We start from the raw sequence: 19,844 nt of genomic DNA on the forward strand, positions 1-19,844 counted from the left end.
GCCCGGGCCTCAGCCCAGCACCTTGCGGATCCGTTGGTCGGAGACCGGGTGTGCGGTGCCGAGCTGCTGGGCCCACAGCGAGATGCGGTACTCCTCGAGCATCCAGCGCGCTTGGCGCAGCCGCTCGGGCAGCGGGCGGCCCTCGGGCAGTGCCTCGACCTGGTGCAGCCAGGCGTCCTGGAGGTCGGCGATGCGGTCCATCAGCTGCCGGTCGCGTCCGACCGAGCCGCCGCCCTCGAGCAGCTTCTCGCGCCGCTGCGACAGCGCGGCGAGGTAGACCGGGAACCGGCGCAGCTGCGAGGGGCCGGCCTCCGCGACGAACCCGCGGTCGACGAGCCGTGCCAGCTGCCCACGCATGTCGGTCAGCGCCGGCAGCATCGCCATGTCGGCGCGCCCCGACAGCTCCTTCTCCACGCCGCGCCAGGTCGTCAGCACCCGCACCACGTCGGCCAGCACGCCCCGCACCCGCGCCTCGAGGTCCCCGCGGACCGCCGTCAGGAGAGCGTCGTACGCCGCCTGCGACCGCACCGGGGGCCGGGCGTCGACGGCCTCGGCGACCACGGCCGCACGGCAGTCCTCCAGCAGCTCGGCGACGGTCGGGTAGGGCGAGCCGGCCAGGCCGAGCTTCTGGGCGTTGTCGAGCCCGTCGAGGACCCTCTTCACGGTGTGGTCGCCGCCGGCGTCGAGGCCGAGCAGCACCAGGCGTCGCACGCCGAGCCGGTGTCGGGCGTCGCGCTCCTCGGCTGAGCCGACGACCTCCAGACCGACGCTCGACCCCTCGTCCACGAGCCCGGGGTAGGCCGTGACCTCGTGCCCGGCGCGGGTCTGGGTGATCGAGGCCGGCAGGTCGCCGAAGACCCAGGTGGTCTCGCCGGTCCGCGCGAGCCCGGAGTCGGTCGCGACCTCGTCCATCGCCTGCTGGAACTGCCCACGCAGCGGCTGCTTGAGCGCCTCGAGGTCCTTGCCGCGGGCCTGCTCGCGGCCCTGCTCGTCGACGACGCGGTAGGTCGGGCGCAGGTGCTCGGGCACCTTCGACCAGTCCCACGCCTCGCGCGGCACCACGACGCCGGTCGTCGCCCTGCACCAGCGCTCGAGCGCGTCGAGCAGCGGCTCCTCGCCTGCCGGCACGGTCCGCAGGAACTCCCGCGCCTTGTCGGGCGCGGGGACGAACGAGACGCGCAGGTTCTTCGGCAGCGAGCGGATCAGCGCGGTGACCAGCTCCTCGCGCAGCCCGGGGACGTTCCAGGAGAAGTCGTCGGCCCCGACCCGGTTGAGGGTCGCGACCGGCACCTCGATGGTCAGGCCGTCGTCGTCGGCACCCGGCTCGAAGTGGTAGGCCAGGTTGAAGGTCAGCCCCTCCCCCTGCCACGCCTGGGGGAAGTCTGACTCGGTGACCTCCTCGGCGGTGTCGTGGGTGAGCATCGACAGGTCGAAGTCGAGCAGCCGCGGGTGCTTCTGCCGCTCGCGCTTCCACCACTGCTCGAAGTGCACCCCGGAGACGACCTCGGGCCCGACCCGGGCGTCGTAGAAGTCGAAGAGGATGTCCTCGGAGACCACGATGTCGCGGCGCCGCGAGCGGTGCTCGAGCTCGGCGGCCTCCTCGAGCAGGCGCCGGTTGTGCTCGTAGAACTTCTGGCGCCCCGACTCCAGTGCAGCCCACTCGCCCTGCACCAGCGCGTGCCGGATGAACAGCTCGCGGGCGAGCGCCCGGTCGACCGTGCCGTAGTTGACGAGCCGGTCGGCGACCAGCGGCACGCCATACAGCGTGACCCGCTCGCGCGCCATGACGGCGGCGCGCTTGGTCGACCAGTGCGGCTCGGAGTACTGCCGCTTCACCAGATCGCCGGCCAGCCGCTCGGCCCACTCGGGCTGGATCGCCGCGACCTGGCGGGCCCACAGGCGCGAGGTCTCCACGAGCTCACCGGCCATGACGAACGCCGGCGACCTCCCCTTCAGCCCCGAGCCCGGGAAGATCGCGAACCGCGCGCCGCGGGCGCCGAGGTACTCGCGCGGGCCGGGCCGCTTGCCCTTGCCCCGTGCGCCCGGCGCCGGCTTCTCCTTCTCCTCCAGCACCCCGATGTGGGAGAGCAGGCCCGAGAGCAGCGCCTGGTGGATGCCGTCGGCGTCGTACGCCGCCCCACCGCTGGTCGAGCTCGTCGAGACCTCGATCTTCATCTCCTTGCACACCTGCCGCAGCTGGGACTCGAAGTCCTGCCACTCGCGGATGCGCAGGTAGTTGAGGTGCTCGCGCTTGCACATCCGGCGGAACGCGCTCGAGGACAGCTCGCGCTGCTGCTCGCGGACGTAGCGCCACAGGTTGAGCCAGGTCAGCAGGTCCGACCCCTCGGCCTTGAACCGCGCGTGCAGCTGGTCGGCCTGGGCGCGCTGCTCGGCGGGACGCTCGCGCGGGTCCTGGAGCGACATCGCCGCGACGATGACCAGCACCTCGCGCACGCAGCCGAGCCGGTCGGCCTCGAGGATCATCCGGCCCAGGCGTGGGTCGATCGGCAGCCGCGCCAGGCGACGCCCGGTGTCGGTGAGCGAGTCCTTGCCGTCGCCGCCGGCGCGCAGCGCACCGAGCTCCTCGAGCAGCTGCAGGCCGGAGGAGACGTTGCGCCGGTCCGGCGGCTCGACGAACGGGAACCGGGCGATGTCGCCGAGGCCGAGCGCGCGCATCTGCAGGATGACGCTGGCCAGGTTGGTGCGCAGGATCTCGGGGTCGGTGAACTCCGGTCGACCGAGGAAGTCCTCCTCGGAGTAGAGCCGGATGCAGATGCCCGGCCCCACGCGGCCGCAGCGACCGGCGCGCTGGTTGGCCGAGGCCTGGCTGACGGCCTCGACGGGCAGCCGCTGCACCTTGGTGCGCAGGGAGTAGCGACTGATGCGGGCGACGCCGGTGTCGACGACGTACCGGATGCCGGGCACCGTCAGCGACGTCTCGGCGACGTTGGTGGCCAGCACCACGCGGCGCCCGGTGTGCGGCGCGAAGACGCGGTGCTGCTCGGCGGCCGAGAGCCGGGAGTAGAGCGGCACGACCTCGACGCCCCCGCCCGCGCCCCGCAGGGAGCCCGCCGCGTCCTCGAGCGCGTCGGCGGTGTCTCGGATCTCCCGCTCGCCGGGCAGGAAGACCAGCACGTCACCCGGGCCCTCGGCCGCGAGCTCGCGCACGGCCTCGACGATCGCCTCGGTCTGGTCGCGCTGGACCGGTTCGCCGTCCTCGTCGTCCTCCGGGAGCTCCAACAGCGGGCGGTAGCGGACCTCGACGGGGTAGGTGCGCCCCGACACCTCGATGATCGGCGCAGGGGTGCCGTCACGGTCGGCGAAGTGCTCGGAGAAGCGCTGCACGTCGATGGTCGCGGAGGTGATGACCAGCTTGAGGTCCGGCCGGCGCGGCAGCAGCCGCTTGAGGTAGCCGAGCAGGAAGTCGATGTTGAGGGAGCGCTCGTGGGCCTCGTCGATGATGATGGTGTCGTAGCGCCACAGCATCCGGTCGCGCTGCAGCTCGGCGAGCAGGATGCCGTCGGTCATCAGCTTGACGCGGGTGTCCGCGCTGGTGCGGTCGGTGAAGCGCACCTGGTAGCCCACCACCGACTCCTGCCCCAGCGGCTGCCCGAGCTCGTCGGCGATCCGCTCGGCGACCGAGCGTGCCGCGATCCGACGTGGCTGGGTGTGCCCGATGAGCCCGCCGCGGGGACGCTTCTTGCCGTCACGGGCCTTGCGGTACGTCGTGCGCCCGCGCCCCAGCTCCAGGCAGATCTTCGGCAGCTGGGTCGTCTTGCCCGAGCCGGTCTCACCGGCGACCACCACGACCTGGTGGTCACGGATCGCCTCGGCGATGTCGTCGCGGCGCTGGCTGACCGGGAGGTCGGCGGGATAGGTGATCTCGAGCGGCTCGCGCTCCACCGACGTCCCTGCCTCCATGACCGGCCCATTGTGGCAAGCCCGCCCTCACCCAGACGAACCCATTCGCCCGACCCCGTACGACGCACCGCCCCGAGCCCTTGCCTAGAACACGTTCTACCGATGAGGATCGCGGGCATGATCAACGAGTACGACGTCGTGGTGGTCGGGTCCGGGGGCGGGGCCCTCACCGGGGCGCTGCTGGCCCAGCGGGCGGGGCTGCGCACGGTGGTGCTGGAGAAGACCGACCGGATCGGCGGCACCTCCGCCTACTCCGGTGGCGCCTGCTGGCTGCCCGGCAGCGCCGTCCAGCAGCGCGCCGGCATCGCCGACTCCACCGAGTCCGCCCGCACCTACCTCGGGGCGGTGCTGGCGCCGGTCGACGGCTGGAGCCCGGACCCGATGAAGGTCGAGGCGTTCCTCGCGCAGTCGCCCCGGGTCGTGGCCGCGCTGGAGGAGGCCGGCATCGACTTCGAGTGGCTGCCCTTCCCGGAGTACTACGACGCCCCCGGCCGCTGCCCGATGGGCCGCTCCATCCAGCCGACCAGCATCAAGCGCGACACCCTGCCGACCGAGGTCGCGGCACTGGTCCGGCCGCCGGTCGAGCGGGACCGGGTCGGCGGCGAGGGACGCGGCACCCTCAGCGGCGGGCAGGCGCTCATCGCCCGACTGGCCGCGACCTTCGTCGAGGCCGGCGGCACCATCCGCACCGGCCACTGCGTGCGCGACCTGATGACCCAGACCGACGCGACCGGCGACCACGTCGTCGGGGTGTGGGCGACGACCGAGGAGGGCGCGGTCGAGGTGCGCGCGCGGCGCGGCGTGCTGCTCGGCAGCGGCGGCTTCGAGGGCAGCGAGTCGCGCCGGCACGCCCACGGCACCCCGGGCCGCGCCGCCTGGACGATGGCGCCGCGCGGCACCAACACCGGCGAGCCGATCTCCGCGGCCATCAACGCCGGCGCGGCCGTCGACTGGACCGGTCTCGGGTGGTTCTGCCCCGGCCTCGAGCACCCCGACGGAGCCGGCTCGTTCACGCTCGGGTTCCGCAGCGGCGTCATGGTCGACGCCCACGGACTCCGCTACGCCAACGAGTCGCTGCCCTACGACCGGTTCGGCCGGGAGATGGCGAAGGACCCCGCGCGCGTGCCGTCGTGGTTCGTCTTCGACTCCCGGGAGGGCGGCCGCCTCCCCGGCATCGCGATGCCCGAGGGCGACCCCGCCGACCACCTGGCGGCCGGGACCTGGGTGGAGGCCGAGTCGATCGCGGGGATCGCCGCGGCCATCGGCGTACCGGCGCAGGAGCTGGAGGCGACCGTCGAGCGCTGGAACGGCTTCTGCGCCACCGGCGTCGACGAGGACTTCGGCCGCGGTGCCGACGAGTACGACACCTTCTTCACCTACGGGGAGGGCCCCAACAAGGCCCTCACCCCGATCGACCAGGGCCCGTTCTTCGCGGCGCGCTTCGTGCTGTCGGACCTGGGCACCAAGGGCGGCGTCGTCACCGACGCGCACGGCCGGGCGCTGCGACCCGACGGCTCCGCCGTCCCGGGCCTGTACGCCGTCGGCAACACCGCCGCGCCGATGACCGGCCCCTACTACCCCGGCCCGGGCGCGCCGCTGGGCACGGCGATGGTCTTCGCCAGCCTCGCGGTCGCCGACCTCGTCGGCTGACACGCCTCCGAGTCGAGTCGTGCCCCTGAGCGGGCGCCATACCCGATGGCAGCCCCCTGCGTGTCCTGGTCGTCGACGACGAGGTCAACATCGCCGAGCTGATCACGATGGCGCTGCGCTACGAGGGCTTCGAGGTGCAGGCGGCGCACTCGGGCACCAAGGCGGTCGCGGCCGCCAAGGAGATGGCGCCCGACGCGGTCGTCCTCGACATCATGCTCCCCGACATCGACGGCCTGGAGGTGCTGCGCCGGATGCGGGCGACCGACCCGCACCTGCCGGTCGTCTTCCTCACCGCCCGCGACGCCGTGGAGGACCGGATCGCCGGCCTCACCGCCGGTGGCGACGACTACGTCACCAAGCCCTTCTCGCTCGAGGAGCTCGTCGCCCGGCTGCGCGGCCTACTGCGCCGCGCCGGCGCCCAGGCCGCCGCCGAGTCGACCGTGCTCACCGTCGGGGACCTGACCCTGGACGAGGACAGCCACGAGGTGTACCGCGGCGGCGACGAGATCACGCTGACCGCGACCGAGTTCGAGCTGCTGCGCTTCCTGATGCGCAACCCGCGCCGGGTGCTGTCGAAGGCGCAGATCCTCGACCGGGTCTGGAACTACGACTTCGGCGGCCAGGCCAACGTCGTGGAGCTCTACATCTCCTACCTGCGCAAGAAGGTCGACGCCGGCCGGCAGCCGATGATCCACACGATGCGCGGCGCGGGCTACGTGCTGAAGCCCGTCTCGTGAGGGCCCGGCTCCACCCCCGGGCGCGGAGGGTCGCCGACCGGCTGCGGTCGCTGACCGCCCGGCTGGTGCTCACCGCCGTGGTGCTGGCCCTGGCGGTCTCGGTGCTGCTCGGCACCGCCACCACGCTGGTGATGCGCCACGCCCTCACCGAGCGCCTCGACAACGAGGTGCGCTCCACCCTCAGCAGCGTCCTGGAGACCCCGCCGACCCCGCCGGGCGTGCAGCAGCAGACCCGCGTGGACCTGCGCAACCTCGCCCCGGGCACCCTCATCGCCCTGCTCGAGCCCGGCAGCGACCCCCAGGCGATCGTGGTCGGCGACGGCCGTGGCGAGCGCGACACCCTCGACGACCGGGTCGCGTCGCGGCTCGAGGACGTCGACCCCGACGGCCGGGTCGAGGAGGTCCCGCTCGGCCGGTCGGGCGACTACCTCGTCGCCGCGACGACCGTCGGCGAGAGCACCGTGGTCGTCGGCCTGCCCACCCGGGACGTGGACGACGCGGTGGGCCAGCTGGTCCTGGCCGAGGTGCTGCTCGGACTGCTCGTGACCCTGCTCGCGGCGGCCGCGGCCGGGGTCGTCGTACGCCGACAGCTGCGGCCGCTGACCGAGGTCGCCGCCACCGCGCACCGGGTGGCCGCGCTCCCGCTGGAGTCCGGGGAGATCGAGCTGGCCGAGCGGGTCCCGGAGCGACTGACCGACGAGCGCACGGAGGCCGGTGCCGTGGGGGCGGCCCTCAACACGCTGCTCGCGCACGTGGAGTCCTCGCTGACCGCGCGGCACCGCAGCGAGCAGCAGGTGCGCCAGTTCGTGGCCGACGCCAGCCACGAACTGCGCACGCCGCTGGCCACGATCGCCGGCTACACCGAGCTGGCCCAGCGCCGACCCGACGACACCGGCACCCAGCGCACCGCCCTGACCAAGGTCGCCGAGGAGTCGGTGCGGATGACCGCCCTGGTCGAGGACCTGCTCCTGCTGGCCCGGCTCGACTCCGGGCGGCCACTCGAGCAGCAGCCGGTCGACCTCACCCGCCTGCTGCTGGAGGCGGTCTCCGACGCCCGGGTGCTGGCGCCCTCGCACCACTGGCGGCTCGAGCTGCCCGAGGACGTCGTCGAGGTGGTCGGTGACGACCAGCGACTGCACCAGGTCGTCACCAACCTGCTGACCAACGCCCGCAAGCACACTCCCCAGGGCTCCACGATCACCGTCGCCGCGACCCCGACCGGCTTCACCGTCCACGACGACGGCCCCGGCTTCGACCCCGAGCTCGCCGAGCACGCCTTCGAGCGGTTCGTGCGCGGCGACGTGTCCCGCACCCGCGGCGGAGTCGACCCCGGCGGGGCCGGCCTCGGCCTCTCCCTGGTGGAGGCGATCGTGGCCGCGCACGGCGGCACCGTGTCGTTGACGTCAGCGCCCGGCGACACGACCATCGAGGTACGCCTTCCGGTGGCAGTCGGCTGACACCGGCAACCGTCCGTCGCCGGGATTCGGAGACCGGACGAACTGGTGCCAACCTTGGTTTCCGGGCCCGAGTCTGTTCTGGTGGGGCCCGCACACCCGTACCGAGCCGAGGAGGCGCGCATGACCACCACCGCACGGACCGCGACAGGCACCGCTCCTCGCTCCGCCGAGCTGTTCCAGCGCGCCGAGGCCCGCACGGCACACAACTACAAGCCGCTGCCGGTCGTCGTCGAGCACGCCGAGGGCGCGTGGATGACCGACGTCGACGGCACCCGATACCTCGACCTGCTCGCCGGCTACTCCGCGCTCAACTTCGGTCACGGGCACCCCGGCCTGCTCCGCGTCGCCCACGAGCAGCTCGACAAGCTGACGCTGACCAGCCGCGCCTTCGTCCACGACCGGTTCGCCGACTTCTGCGCCGCGCTCGGCGACCTGTGCGGCAAGGAGCTGGTGCTGCCGATGAACACCGGCGCCGAGGCCGTCGAGACCGCCATCAAGGTCATGCGCAAGTGGGGCTACGAGGTCAAGGGCGTCACCCCCGGCCAGGCCAACATCATCGTGGCCTCCGGCAACTTCCACGGCCGCACCACCACCATCGTCGGCTTCTCCGACGACCCCGACGCCCGCGACGGCTTCGGCCCGTTCGCCCCCGGCTTCACGATGGTCCCCTACGGCGACCTCGCCGCGGTCGAGGCCGCGATCGACGAGAACACCGTCGGCGTGCTGATGGAGCCGATCCAGGGCGAGGGCGGCGTCGTGCTGCCCCCCGACGGCTTCTGGAAGGGCCTGCGCGAGCTCACCGCCCGCGAGAACGTCCTGATGGCCGCCGACGAGATCCAGGCCGGCCTCGGTCGCACCGGCAGGACGTTCGCCAGCGACCACGAGGACGTCGTCCCCGACCTCTACGTCCTCGGCAAGGCGCTCGGCGCCGGCATCGTCCCCGTCTCGGCCGTGGTGGCCGACCGCGACGTGCTGGGCGTGCTGCGCCCGGGCCAGCACGGCTCGACCTTCGGCGGCAACGCGCTGGCCTGCGCGGTGGGCCACGAGGTCGTCACCATGCTCGCCACCGGCGAGTACCAGGCACGGGCCACCGAGCTCGGCGCCCTGCTGCGCGAGCGCCTGGAGGCCCTGGTCGGCCACGGCGTCCACGCCGTCCGCGTCCGCGGCCTGTGGGCCGGCGTCGACATCGACCCCGCCGTCGGCACCGGCCGCGAGGTCTGCGAGGCCCTGATGGCCCGTGGCGTGCTCGCCAAGGACACCCACGGCTCGACGATCCGTCTCGCGCCGCCGCTGGTCATCGACGCCGACGACCTGGCGTGGGGCCTGGACCAGCTCGCCGAGGTCGTCAAGGGCTGAGCCCACCCGCACCCCCCACCCGCACCCAGAGCCGCACAGGGGCGTCGTCCGGTCACCGGACGGCGCCCCTGCGTCGTACGTCGCCAGCGACCGCGGTCGCGGGTCTTGATCGATCACATGGACCGGGCGACACCGTGGGACCTAGTCTCCCCTCTTGGGAGCTGCGGTTCCACCACGGCCGGCGAGCGCCGCCCCCCGGGGTCCTGAGACTCCCCCGGCGGATCGGCGGCGCTCGCCCCCGTCAGCGCGACACGGCTCAGTCAGCGGAGCGCTCGGCCGGCAGCACGGCGACCAGCGCCGGCAGTGACGCCACGAGCATCTCCAGCAGCTGGTCGCGGGTGACGCCCGGCGGGTCGGCCTTCCACCCCAGCACCAGCTCCTCGGCCATCGCGGCCCAGCCGCGCACCAGCAGCCGGGTGTGCGGGGTCTCGGGGATGAGGGTGCCCTGGGCGTCCTCGCGGAAGATCCGGTCGGTCAGCGCGGCCCGCGCCTCGTCGTAGATCTCGCGCAGGGTGTCGTTGGCCCCGGAGGCGGCCTTGACCAGCGATCGGTAGCCCGGCTCGTTGGCGTCGACGTAGTCGACGTAGGCGGTCATCGAGACCAGCAGCCGGTGCAGCGGCTCCCCCTCGACCGGCGGCGCGGTCTGGGCGATGAGGTCGTCGGCGGCCCGGCGGACGACCGCCTCGTGGAAGTCGTGCTTGTTGCCGAAGTAGTGATAGAGCAGCCCGCGCGAGATGCCGGCCTCTTCCGCGAGCAGGTCGATGCTCAGCTCGTCCAGGGAGCGGGTCGAGAGCAGCCGCACGCCGAGGTCGAGCAGCTGGGAGCGGCGCTCCTCCTTGCTCAACCGGGTGCGGGCGGTGGCTGTGCGGGTGGTCACGTCGACCATTCTATTGACACTTTTTCAATAACGCCACTACCGTCCTTCACATGAGCACTCCCCTCCCCGTCGACCACCTGGTCATCGGTTCCGGCTTCGCCGGCCTCGCTGCTGCCATCAAGCTCGACGAGGACGGCGAGCGCGACCTCGTCGTCATCGAGAAGGGCTCCGACGTCGGCGGCACCTGGCGCGACAACACCTACCCCGGCGCCGCCTGCGACGTGCCGAGCCAGCTCTACTCCTTCTCCTTTGCGCCCAACCCCGACTGGTCGATGTCCTTCTCGCCCCAGCCGGAGATCCAGGCCTACCTGCAGCGGGTCGCCCGCGAGGCCGGCGTGCTGGACCGCTTCGTCTTCGACACCCGGGTCGAGACCGCACGCTGGGACGACGAGCAGCAGCGCTGGATGGTCGAGGTGACCGGTCCCGACGGCCCGGCGACGTACGCCGCCCGCACGGTCCTCTCCGGCGCCGGCGGCCTCTCCGAGCCCAAGCTGCCCGAGATCGAGGGCATCGAGACCTTCCAGGGCGACGTCTTCCACTCCGCGCAGTGGGACCACTCCGTCGATCTGACCGGCAAGCGGGTGGCCGTCATCGGCACCGGCGCCAGCGCGATCCAGCTGGTCCCCGAGCTGCAGAGGATCGCCGGCCACGTCGACCTCTACCAGCGCACCGCGCCCTACGTGCTGCCGCGCCACGACCGGCGCTACTCCTCGCTGGAGAAGGCCGCGCTGCGCCACGTCCCCGGGCTGCAGAAGCTCTACCGCACCGCGATCTACTGGGGCCGCGAGACCTACGTGCCGGCCTTCACGTTCCAGCCGAAGATCGCCGCGCCCGCCAAGCGGATGGCGCTGGGCAACCTCAAGAAGCACGTCAAGGACCCGGTGCTGCGCGAGAAGCTCACGCCGACCTTCGAGATCGGCTGCAAGCGCATCCTGATCTCCAACGCCTACTACCCCGCCGTCGCCTCCGACAACGTCGAGCTCGTGACCGACCCGATCGCCAAGATCACCGGCAGCGGCATCGTCACCGCCGATGGCACCGAGCGCGAGATCGACGCGCTGGTCGTGGCCACCGGCTTCCACACCACCGACATCCCGATCGCGCACGCCATCACCGGTCGCACCGGCCGCACGCTGGCCGAGCGGTTCGCCGAGCACGGCATGTCGGCGTACAAGGGCACGACGATCCCGGAGTTCCCCAACCTGTTCATGATGGTCGGCCCCAACACCGGGCTCGGCCACTCCTCGATGGTCTTCATCATCGAGTCCCAGGTCGCCTACATCCGTGACGCGATCCGCCAGATGCGCACCAACCGCCTGGCCACCGTCGAGGTCAAGGAGGCCCCGACGGCCGACTTCAACGCCGGCCTGCAGAAGCGGATGAAGCGCACCGTGTGGACCACCGGCGGCTGCGCGTCGTGGTACCTCGACGACCAGGGCCGCAACACCACCCTGTGGCCGCACGCCACGTTCACCTTCCGGCGGCTGCTGTCGCGCTTCGACCTGTCCGCCTACACCGTCACCGGCGAGACCGCCGCGGACGAGACCACCCCCTCCCGAGAGGCTGCGCACGCATGAAGAACCTGTCCGACAAGGTCGTCGTCATCACCGGGGCCGGCTCCGGCATCGGCCGCGCCCTCGCCCTGAACCTCGCCCGCAAGGGCTCCCTGCTCGCGCTCTCCGACGTCGACGAGGCCGGCCTGGCCGAGACCGTGGACCTCGTGAAGGGTGCCGGCGCCCGGGAGGTCCGCTCGGACCGCCTCGACGTCGCCGACCGCGCGGCCTTCGAGGCCTACGCCGAGGCCGTCGTCGCGCAGTTCGGCCGGGTCAACGTGGTCGTCAACAACGCCGGCGTCGCGCTGGCCGGCGACCTCGTCGACCTCGAGTGGTCCGACATCGAGTGGATCCTCGGCATCAACCTCAACGGGGTCCTCCACGGCACCAAGGCGTTCCTGCCGCACCTCATCGCCTCCGGCGACGGCCACGTCGTCAACCTCTCCTCGCTCTTCGGCCTGGTCTCGATGCCGGGCCAGTCGATCTACAACGCCTCGAAGTACGCCGTCCGCGGCCTGTCCGAGGCGCTGCGCGAGGAGATGCTCATCGCCGGCCACAACGTCGGCGTGACCGTCGTGCACCCCGGCGGCATCAAGACCGCGATCGCCCGCAACTCGCGCGTCTCGGCCAAGGAGGACCAGGCCGCCACCGCCAGGTTCTTCGACGAGAAGCTGGCCAAGATGACCCCGGAGAGGGCCGCCGAGATCATCGTCCGCGGCATCGAGAAGGACCAGGCCCGGGTGCTCGTCGGCATGGACGCCCACGCGCTGCACTGGTTCGCCAAGCTCTCCGGCTCGCGCTACCAGGACGTCGTCGCCAAGGTCTCCAAGAAGGTCATGCCGCCCAAGACCCAGGTCGTCTGACCGGGTCCCGAGGCTCCTCGCAGCCACCGTTCCCCGTGCCGAACCGGCGCGTCCTTCCGGAAGGACGCGCCGGTTCGGCGTTTGCTGGGGGCATGGAGCTCGGGGAGGGCATGGAGGTCGGGGAGCCGCTGCACGTCGCGATGACCAAGTGGGGCGAGCGTCCGCACTGGGAGTACGACGCGGTGTGGCTCGGGACCGACGACCTCGGCCTGTGGGTGGGCACCCCGGCCGGTGTGCGGCACCACCGGCCCGGCCTCGAGTTCGTCTCCGAGGTCGCCACCGTGACGCTGTTCCCCCGCGAGCGCTGGTGGGCGGCGACCTTCCACGCCCCCGGCATCTGGTGCACGGCCTACGTCGACATGGCCACCCCGGCGGTGCTCGACACCGCGACGGACCCGGCGGTGGTGCGCGCGGTGGACCTCGACCTCGACGTCATCCGCCGCGAGAGCGGCGAGTGGTACGTCGACGACGAGGACGAGTTCGAGGAGCACCAGGTGCTCTACGGCTACCCCGCCGACGTGGTCGCGGCGGCGGACGCCGCGCGTCACGAGGTGTGGGCCGAGGCCACGGCCGGTAGCGGCGCGTTCGACGGCCGGTCCCAGGAGTGGCTGGGGCGGCTGGACGCCCTGGGCGACCTGGGCGGCCTAGAAGGCGTCGTCGGTCCGTGAGCCGTCCGGCGCCGTGCGCCGACGCCGCCACCGGTCCCGGCGCAGGGAGTGGTCGACCGGACCGACCAGGCGCGGGCCGGTGAGTCGGGTCTCGAGCCGCTGCGCCTCGCGCTTGAGCGGCTGGGCGACGTACTCACCGAGGATCACGCCGGAGGACAGCGCGATCGCCACCGAGATGGCCGCCGTCATCGCCAGCAGCCCCTCGGGGATCGACGAGCCACCCTCGCCGAGCAGCGTGAGGCCGCGGTAGATCGAGAGGCCCGGCAGCATCGGGACGACGGCGGAGACCACCACGACCAGCGGGGGCACCCGCATCCACCCGGAGACCGAGAAGCTCACCAGACCGACGAAGAGGGCCGCGATCGCCACGCCCCAGGCGCGGCCGATGCCGGCGTTCTGCAGGGTGCCGGAGATCGTGATGGCCACGCCGGCCACCAGCGCGATGGGCAGCAGGATCCGCTTGGGTGCGTAGCAGGAGAAGGCGAAGGCGGCCGCAGCCACCGCGGAGCCGAGCCCGAGCATGCCGATGGTCTGCAGGGAGTACTCCCCCGGCTGCAGCCGCGGGATCTCCAGGCCCAGCACCGAGCCGATCGACAACCCGCCCGAGACGCCGGCGATGATGCCGGCGGTCGCGAGGAACGCCTCGGTCAGCCGGGCCGTGGCCGTGACGTAGAAGCCGGTCAGCGCGTCCTGCAGCGCTCCCATGAAGCCGATGCCCGCCAGCAGCATGATGATGTTGGCGGTGACGACCTGGGAGACGTTGATGCTGATCGGGGTGGCGCTCACGCCGAGGGCGATCAGCGTCGCGACGCCGCCGCCGACCACCTGCTGGTAGAAGCTCGGCATCCGGCGACGTGCCATCCGCAGCTGCAGCCGGTCGATGGTGACGGCGGCGAGGAACGCCAGACCGATCACGGCCCAGTCACCGCCGAGCTGGATGCCGACGCCGGCGCACATCACGCCCCAGCCCAGCGTCACCGCCCAGCGGGCGCGCGGGTGACCGGTGGAGGTGATGCGGCCCAGCTCGGTGCGCGCCCCGCGCAGGTCGAGGTCGCCGCGCAGGACGTCGCGCACGAGGTGGTCGACGCGGGTGAGGTGCTCGTAGTCGATGGCGCGCTGCTTGACCTGCCGGGTGGCGACGATCGGGATGTCGTCGGGGGTGTCCTGGTAGGTCATCGCCAGCGAGGTGAAGGTGATGTCGACCGAGGCCTCGCGCAGGCCGAGGGCGTAGGACAGCGACTGCATCGTCGCAGTCACGTCGGCCGCACCCGCCCCGCTGGAGAGGAGCAGCTCGCCGACGCGCAGGCACAGGTCCAGGCCCAGGTTCACCTCGCGCGCGTCCACCATGACCGGATGGTGACAGGAGCCCCCGCGGGGACCCAAGCCCGTGCCACCGCGTGGACCACGTGAGCCTCGCCACCCCGGGAGGGCCGCGCGATGACCGACGGTGTGGAACGCTGTGCGACGTGCGGATCGACTTCCGTGGCTCCCCCGAGCCCACGCTCGGGGTGGAGTGGGAACTGGCCCTCGTGGACCGGGAGACCCGCGACCTGCGCAACGAGGCCGCCCGGCTCTTCACTGCGGCGCACCCGCGGATGCCGGATCCCTCGCGGCTGCACAAGGAGCTGCTCCGCAACACCGTCGAGGCCGTGAGCGGGGTGTGCCGCACCGTCGAGGAGGCGATGACCGACCTGCGCGGCACGCTCGAGGCGGTGGTCCCCGCCGCGGACGAGCTGGGGCTGGACCTCTACGGCGCCGGCACCCACCCCTTCGCCTCCTGGACCACCCAGGAGCTGACCGAGGGCCACCGGTACGCCGAGCTCATCAATCGCACCCAGTGGTGGGGGCGGCAGATGCTGATCTGGGGCGTCCACGTGCACGTGGGGCTGCCGGAGCGGGCCCGGGTGATGCCGGTGCTCTCCGCGCTGCTGACCTACTTCCCCCACCTGCAGGCGCTCTCGGCGTCCTCGCCCGTCTGGGCCGGGCTCGACACCGGCTACGCCTCCAACCGCGCGCTGATGTTCCAGCAGCTGCCGACCGCGGGGCTGCCGTTCTGCTTCGACACCTGGGCGGAGTACGAGTCGTTCGTGGACGACCAGATGACCACCGGCGTCATCGACGAGCTCGGCGAGATCCGCTGGGACCTGCGTCCCGCCCCGCACCTGGGCACCCTGGAGAACCGCGTCTGCGACGGGGTCTCCAGCCTCCCCGAGCTGGCCGCCCTCACCGCGCTGTGCCACTGCCTGGTCGTCGACCTCGACGAGCGGGTCGCGCGTGGCGAGGCGCTGCCGGTGCTGCCGCCGTGGCACGTGCAGGAGAACAAGTGGCGCGCCGCGCGCTACGGGCTCGACGCCATCGTCATCCTCGACGCCCAGTCCACCGAGCGGCTCGTCACCGACGACCTCGCCGACCTGCTGGTGCGGCTGGAGCCGGTGGCCGAGCGGCTCGGGTGCGCCGCTGAGCTGGACTCGGTGCGCGACATCGTCGAGCGCGGCGCGTCCTACCAGCGCCAGCGGGCGGTCGCGGCCGCCACCGGCGGCGACCTGGTGGCCGTCGTCGACTCGGTCGTCCGCGAGCTGCGCGAGTCCCTCTAGCGCCCGGCTCAGGATCGGCCCGGGATCCGGCCGGGCTCAGCGAGGGGGCGGCGGCAGCGCGTCGGAGGCCTGCATCGCGTCCATGCCGGTGATCATCAGCAGGTCGGCCACGACGGCGCGCAGCAGGCCGAGCACCATGTCGGCGGTCATCTCGTCGGTGCGCACGACCTCTCCGGTGCCCTTGCCGACCCCGAGCAGCGCGGGCCGCGCCGCGACCGGCATCCGCTCCTCGGCCAGCTCGGCCACCATGACGTCGACGGCGAAGGCGAGGTCCTCGGCCAGCGCGGCGTACGCCGGAGGCACCGGCCGTCGCCGGTGGGCGGCGACCGCGGCCTGGCGCACCAGCACCCGGCACGAGCGCATCGACCGGTCCAGCGGCACGACCAGGTCGCTCATCCGCCGCACCGTCGGCCTGTGCCGGATCCGGAACGGCGAGGAGGTCACCACCGCCATGCCCTCCGCCGCGGCGTCCTCGAGCTCGCGGATCAGCGGCTCGGTCGAGCGCGCCTCGGCCAGCAGCTCGGCCCCGAGGTCGGCGTCGCCCTCGCGCAGCACCTCCGCCACGCCCCGCAGCAGCCGCGCCTGCTTGCGCAGCACCACCGAGGCCTGCTCGCGCGGGCGCCGCAGTGCCGCGGCCGGCACGATGGTCGCGGCCACCAGGGCCACGAGCCCGCCGACCAGCGCGTCGGTCCACCGGGTGAAGGCCCCACCGGTGCCCGGCAGCAGCGCCACCACGAAGATCGACTGGATCGCCGCCTGGTTGACCAGCATCGTGCCGCCGTCGAGCAGGATCCCGGCCGTCATCGCCATGGCCACCACCAGCCCGAGCTGCCACGCGCCGGTGCCGAGCAGGGCGACGAGCAGGTCGGCCAGCAGCACGCCGACGGCGACCCCGACGGTGATCTCGGCGACGCGGCGCAGCCGCTGGCCGTAGGAGGTCCCGAGCGCGAGCACCGCCGCGATCGGCGCGAAGACCGGGACCTCGTGGCCCAGCGCGTGCTTGGCCACCAGCCAGGCGACCGCCGCCGCGACCGCGCACTGGGCGACCTGCCACCGCTTGGTGCGGAAGCGGGCCACCCGGGCGCGGTAGGAGCTGCGGCCGATGGTCAGGCCCCGGGACAGTCGCCGGGACCGCAGCCGGTCGAGCGAGGCGAGGTCCACGTGGTGATCCTGCCAGCGGCGTACGTCCGTGCGGGTCGCCCTCCCGGGTCGGGCCCGAGCCGGCCTGGTTCGGCCCGGTTCGGCCCGGTCCCGGCCGGGCGCCGGTCAGGAGCGGTGGGCGTACTTCAGCGCACGCTTGGTGGCGACGAGGTCGCGGTACCAGGTCTTGACCTCGACCCGGCAGCGGATGCGCCCGACCTTGGCGGAGTACTCCTGGCACTCGGCCATCGCCTCGGAGTGGGTCGGCGGGAAGGTCGAGCTGCCGTCGTAGTGCTCGATGCCGAAGCCCTCCGAGGCGTTGCCGGTGACCTTGACGATGGTCTCCGGCGCCGACGAGCAGCCGAGCCAGCGGGCGGTCGAGTGGGCGGTCGAGCGGGCGGGCGGGGGTGGGGACGGTGCGGTGCATGGATGCCTCCCGAGAGGTGGCGCCGGCGGGTCCGGCGCGGACGGGACGAACCTAGGGACGAGGGAGCCGGTCGCGGCTCCCTCGTCGTCGCCCTGGGGAGGACCAGACCAGGGGTCCGACCTGTGGACGATCGGCGGGCCGCGCGTCACCTCCGCGCCGTTGGTCCGTTCTGTCACTGTTGCTTGTGGCGTGCGTCACGCGCACGGCAGGATCGTGGGCCACCCTCACCGGACAGGTTCACGAGAACCCGTTCCACCGAAAGGCTCCTCCGTGGTCTCCGTCATCGATCCTCCCTCCGCTGCGTTCCTCCTCTCGGAGAACCGCTCCATGCCGATGCACGTCGGCGGGCTGCAGCTGTTCGAGAAGCCGGAGGGGGCCGGACCCGACTACATCCGCGAGATGTACGAGTCGATGCGCGACATCGACGAGGTGGCGCCGCTGTTCCTCAAGCACCCGCACCGCTCGGTCAAGACCGGCGCCCAGCTGGTGTGGCGGCCGGACGAGCAGTTCGACATCGAGCACCACGTCCGGCACAGCGCGCTGCCGGCGCCCGGCCGCTACCGCGAGCTCTTCGAGCTGTGCTCGCGCCTGCACTCCACCCGCCTGGCCTGGGAGCGGCCGCTGTGGGAGTCGCACGTCATCGAGGGCCTCGCCGACGGCAAGGTCGCGCTCTACACGAAGATCCATCACGCGCTGGTCGACGGCATCTCCGCGATGCGCCTGATGCAGAGCGTGCTCACCACCGACCCCGATGAGCGCGGCATGCTTGCGCCCTGGGCGCGGCACTCCCGCCCCCACCTGACTTGGCTCACTGGCCACGCCTGATTCGGACCGGATTGCGCTGACCTGCACGAACAGTGACGGCTTAGTGCGTTTTCACGCACTAAGAAGCCTCGGTCTAGGGTCTCCAGGTGGCGTTCATCCGGCGGGTTAGGACCGCGTCGGGCGCCACCGCGGTACAGATCGCCGAGTACGCCGGCGGACGTCAGCAGATCGTGAAGCACCTCGGGTCCGCGCACACCGACGCCGAACTCGGGCTGCTGCTCGAGCAGGCGCGCAGCCTGCTCGCTGACCCTGGCCAAGCGGCCCTCGACCTCGACGTCACCCCGACTCCACGGGTCGCCGGACTGGTCACCGCGCCGGCGGACCAGCCCGCCCTCGACGACATCACCACTCCGGTCGCGGAAGTCCGCGACGAGGCGGGCCGGGTGCTCGGCACCGACTCCCGGCTGCTGCACCAGACTCTGGCTGGCGTGTTCAACAGCCTCGGGTTCGACGTCGTCGACGACCCGGTCTTTCGCGACCTGGTCATCGCCCGGATCGTGGAGCCAACCTCTCTGCTGGACACCGGCCGCGTGCTCACCGACCTCGGTCGGAGGCCTGCGAGCTACGCGACGATGAAACGGACCCTGGCCCGCGCGCACGCCACGACCAAGGAGCACGGCAACTACCGCGACCAGATCGCGACCGCTTGCTTCACCCACGCCGCCAACCACGGCGACATCAGCCTGATCCTCTACGACGTCACCACCCTCTACTTCGAGGCCGAGAAGGAAGACGACCTGCGTAAGGTCGGCTACTCCAAGGAACGCCGCGTCGACCCCCAGATCGTGGTCGGGCTGCTGGTCGACCGGCGCGGGTTTCCGCTCGAGATCGGCTGTTTCGAGGGCAACAAGGCCGAGACCCTCACCTTGATCCCGATCGTGAAGCAGTTCCAGGCTCGACACGGGCTGGCCGACATCGTGATCGTCGCCGACGCCGGGATGCTGTCCGCGACGAACCTGCGCGAACTCGACGACGCCGACCTGCGGTTCATCGTGGGGTCCCGCGTCAGCAAGGCGCCCATCGACTTGGAGTCCCACTTCCGCTGGCATGGCGACGCGTTCACCGACGCCCAGGTCATCGACACCATCACCCCCAAGACCCAACGCGGCACCAGCAAGGGCGCGACCGAGACGGTCAGCGACCCCCACCGCAAGGCCGAGCCGATCTGGGAGCCCGACCTGCATCCAGGGTCGTGGCGCGCGATCTGGGCGTACTCGACCAAGCGAGCAGTGCGAGACAACAAGACCCTCACCCTGCAGGAGAACCGCGCGACCGCCGTGGTCGCCGGGGAGAAGACCGCACGCGCGCCCAGGTTTGTGAAGACCACCAACGGCGCGCGGACGCTCGATGAGAAGGCCCTGGCCAGGGCCCGTCGTCTGGTCGGTCTGAAGGGCTACGTCACCAACATCCCCGCTGCCCTGATGCCGGCCGGTGAGGTGATCGGCAGCTACCACGCGTTGTGGCAGGTCGAGCAGTCCTTCCGGATGTCCAAGACCGATCTACGCGCCCGGCCGATGTTCCACCGCACCCGCGACGCGATCGAGGCCCACCTAACCATCGTGTTCACCGCGCTCGCAGTCAGCCGCGAGGTCCAGGCACGGACCGGTGTCGCGATCCGCAACGTCGTCCGGCAACTACGGCCACTGCGGTCCGCGACCATCGCGATCAACGGCACCCAGCAGACCTTCGCGCCCGTCGTACCCGACCAGCAGCAGACCATCCTCGACGCGCTCGACCATGGCGAGGTCACGCACTAACCAGTTGAGCCAAGTCAGG

The 19,844-nt window shown here is 72.3% G+C and carries 15 protein-coding genes; 10 read left to right on the forward strand and 5 right to left on the reverse strand.

Annotated features, from left to right (window positions below):
* Positions 1-9: 9 nt before the first annotated feature.
* On the reverse strand, positions 10-3,921 hold the full coding sequence (gene hrpA / locus A6R01_RS12740; RefSeq protein ID WP_292606427.1) for an ATP-dependent RNA helicase HrpA: 3,912 nt from the start codon (positions 3,919-3,921) through the stop codon (positions 10-12).
* Positions 3,922-4,038: 117 nt separating this feature from the next.
* On the opposite strand from hrpA, the gene A6R01_RS12745 reads away from it, so the two are divergent.
* The 4 genes from A6R01_RS12745 (at position 4,039) to rocD (ending at position 9,121) form a co-directional block, all read left to right on the forward strand.
* Positions 4,039-5,571, forward strand: a complete 1,533-nt coding sequence (locus A6R01_RS12745) for an FAD-dependent oxidoreductase (RefSeq protein WP_292606429.1) — start codon at positions 4,039-4,041, stop codon at positions 5,569-5,571.
* Between the two features lie 38 nt (positions 5,572-5,609).
* Complete coding sequence (locus A6R01_RS12750) at positions 5,610-6,308, forward strand: response regulator transcription factor (RefSeq protein ID WP_292606454.1); 699 nt, start codon at positions 5,610-5,612, stop codon at positions 6,306-6,308.
* Positions 6,305-7,765, forward strand: coding sequence for a HAMP domain-containing sensor histidine kinase (locus A6R01_RS12755; RefSeq protein ID WP_292606431.1), 1,461 nt, complete (start codon positions 6,305-6,307; stop codon positions 7,763-7,765). The genes A6R01_RS12750 and A6R01_RS12755 overlap by 4 nt, the downstream gene beginning before the upstream one ends.
* A 120-nt stretch (positions 7,766-7,885) precedes the next feature.
* Positions 7,886-9,121: an ornithine--oxo-acid transaminase gene (gene rocD / locus A6R01_RS12760; protein ID WP_292606433.1), complete on the forward strand. Its 1,236-nt coding sequence runs from the start codon at positions 7,886-7,888 to the stop codon at positions 9,119-9,121.
* Positions 9,122-9,377: 256 nt separating this feature from the next.
* On the opposite strand, the gene A6R01_RS12765 is transcribed toward rocD, so the two are convergent.
* Entirely contained in the window at positions 9,378-9,998 is a 621-nt protein-coding gene (locus A6R01_RS12765) for a TetR/AcrR family transcriptional regulator (protein WP_292606435.1), read from the reverse strand.
* Positions 9,999-10,048: 50 nt separating this feature from the next.
* Here A6R01_RS12765 and A6R01_RS12770 point away from each other — a divergent pair, with 50 nt between their 5' ends.
* The 3 genes from A6R01_RS12770 (at position 10,049) to A6R01_RS12780 (ending at position 13,082) form a co-directional block, all read left to right on the forward strand.
* Positions 10,049-11,575: an NAD(P)/FAD-dependent oxidoreductase gene (locus A6R01_RS12770; RefSeq protein ID WP_292606437.1), complete on the forward strand. Its 1,527-nt coding sequence runs from the start codon at positions 10,049-10,051 to the stop codon at positions 11,573-11,575.
* Positions 11,572-12,414, forward strand: a complete 843-nt coding sequence (locus A6R01_RS12775) for an SDR family NAD(P)-dependent oxidoreductase (protein ID WP_292606439.1) — start codon at positions 11,572-11,574, stop codon at positions 12,412-12,414. Before A6R01_RS12770 ends, A6R01_RS12775 begins: the two co-directional genes overlap by 4 nt.
* Positions 12,415-12,506: 92 nt before the next feature.
* Positions 12,507-13,082 (forward strand): DUF402 domain-containing protein, encoded by a 576-nt coding sequence (locus tag A6R01_RS12780; protein WP_292606441.1) that lies wholly within the window; start codon positions 12,507-12,509, stop codon positions 13,080-13,082.
* Here the strand turns inward: A6R01_RS12780 and A6R01_RS12785 are convergent.
* Positions 13,059-14,429, reverse strand: coding sequence for a threonine/serine exporter family protein (locus A6R01_RS12785; protein WP_292606443.1), 1,371 nt, complete (start codon positions 14,427-14,429; stop codon positions 13,059-13,061). The two genes, A6R01_RS12780 and A6R01_RS12785, sit on opposite strands and share 24 nt — an antisense overlap.
* A gap of 119 nt (positions 14,430-14,548) precedes the next feature.
* On the opposite strand from A6R01_RS12785, the gene A6R01_RS12790 reads away from it, so the two are divergent.
* Positions 14,549-15,676: a glutamate--cysteine ligase gene (locus A6R01_RS12790; protein WP_292606445.1), complete on the forward strand. Its 1,128-nt coding sequence runs from the start codon at positions 14,549-14,551 to the stop codon at positions 15,674-15,676.
* A gap of 36 nt (positions 15,677-15,712) precedes the next feature.
* Here A6R01_RS12790 and A6R01_RS12795 read toward each other — a convergent pair whose 3' ends face one another.
* Together A6R01_RS12795 and A6R01_RS12800 are read right to left on the reverse strand one after the other, a co-directional pair.
* Positions 15,713-16,837 carry an FUSC family protein gene (locus A6R01_RS12795; RefSeq protein ID WP_292606447.1) on the reverse strand — a complete coding sequence of 375 codons (1,125 nt, stop codon included), beginning with the start codon at positions 16,835-16,837 and terminating at the stop codon, positions 15,713-15,715.
* A gap of 105 nt (positions 16,838-16,942) precedes the next feature.
* On the reverse strand, positions 16,943-17,419 hold the full coding sequence (locus A6R01_RS12800) for a hypothetical protein (protein WP_292606449.1): 477 nt from the start codon (positions 17,417-17,419) through the stop codon (positions 16,943-16,945).
* 94 nt (positions 17,420-17,513) lie between these two features.
* On the opposite strand from A6R01_RS12800, the gene A6R01_RS12805 reads away from it, so the two are divergent.
* Positions 17,514-18,068: a wax ester/triacylglycerol synthase domain-containing protein gene (locus A6R01_RS12805; protein ID WP_292606451.1), complete on the forward strand. Its 555-nt coding sequence runs from the start codon at positions 17,514-17,516 to the stop codon at positions 18,066-18,068.
* An 86-nt stretch (positions 18,069-18,154) separates the two neighbouring features.
* Positions 18,155-19,825 carry an IS1634 family transposase gene (locus tag A6R01_RS12810; protein ID WP_292606453.1) on the forward strand — a complete coding sequence of 557 codons (1,671 nt, stop codon included), beginning with the start codon at positions 18,155-18,157 and terminating at the stop codon, positions 19,823-19,825.
* Positions 19,826-19,844: the final 19 nt, after the last annotated feature.

It is taken from the genome of Nocardioides sp. REDSEA-S30_B4 (assembly GCF_001627265.1).
In the GTDB taxonomy this organism is placed as follows: domain Bacteria; phylum Actinomycetota; class Actinomycetes; order Propionibacteriales; family Nocardioidaceae; genus Nocardioides.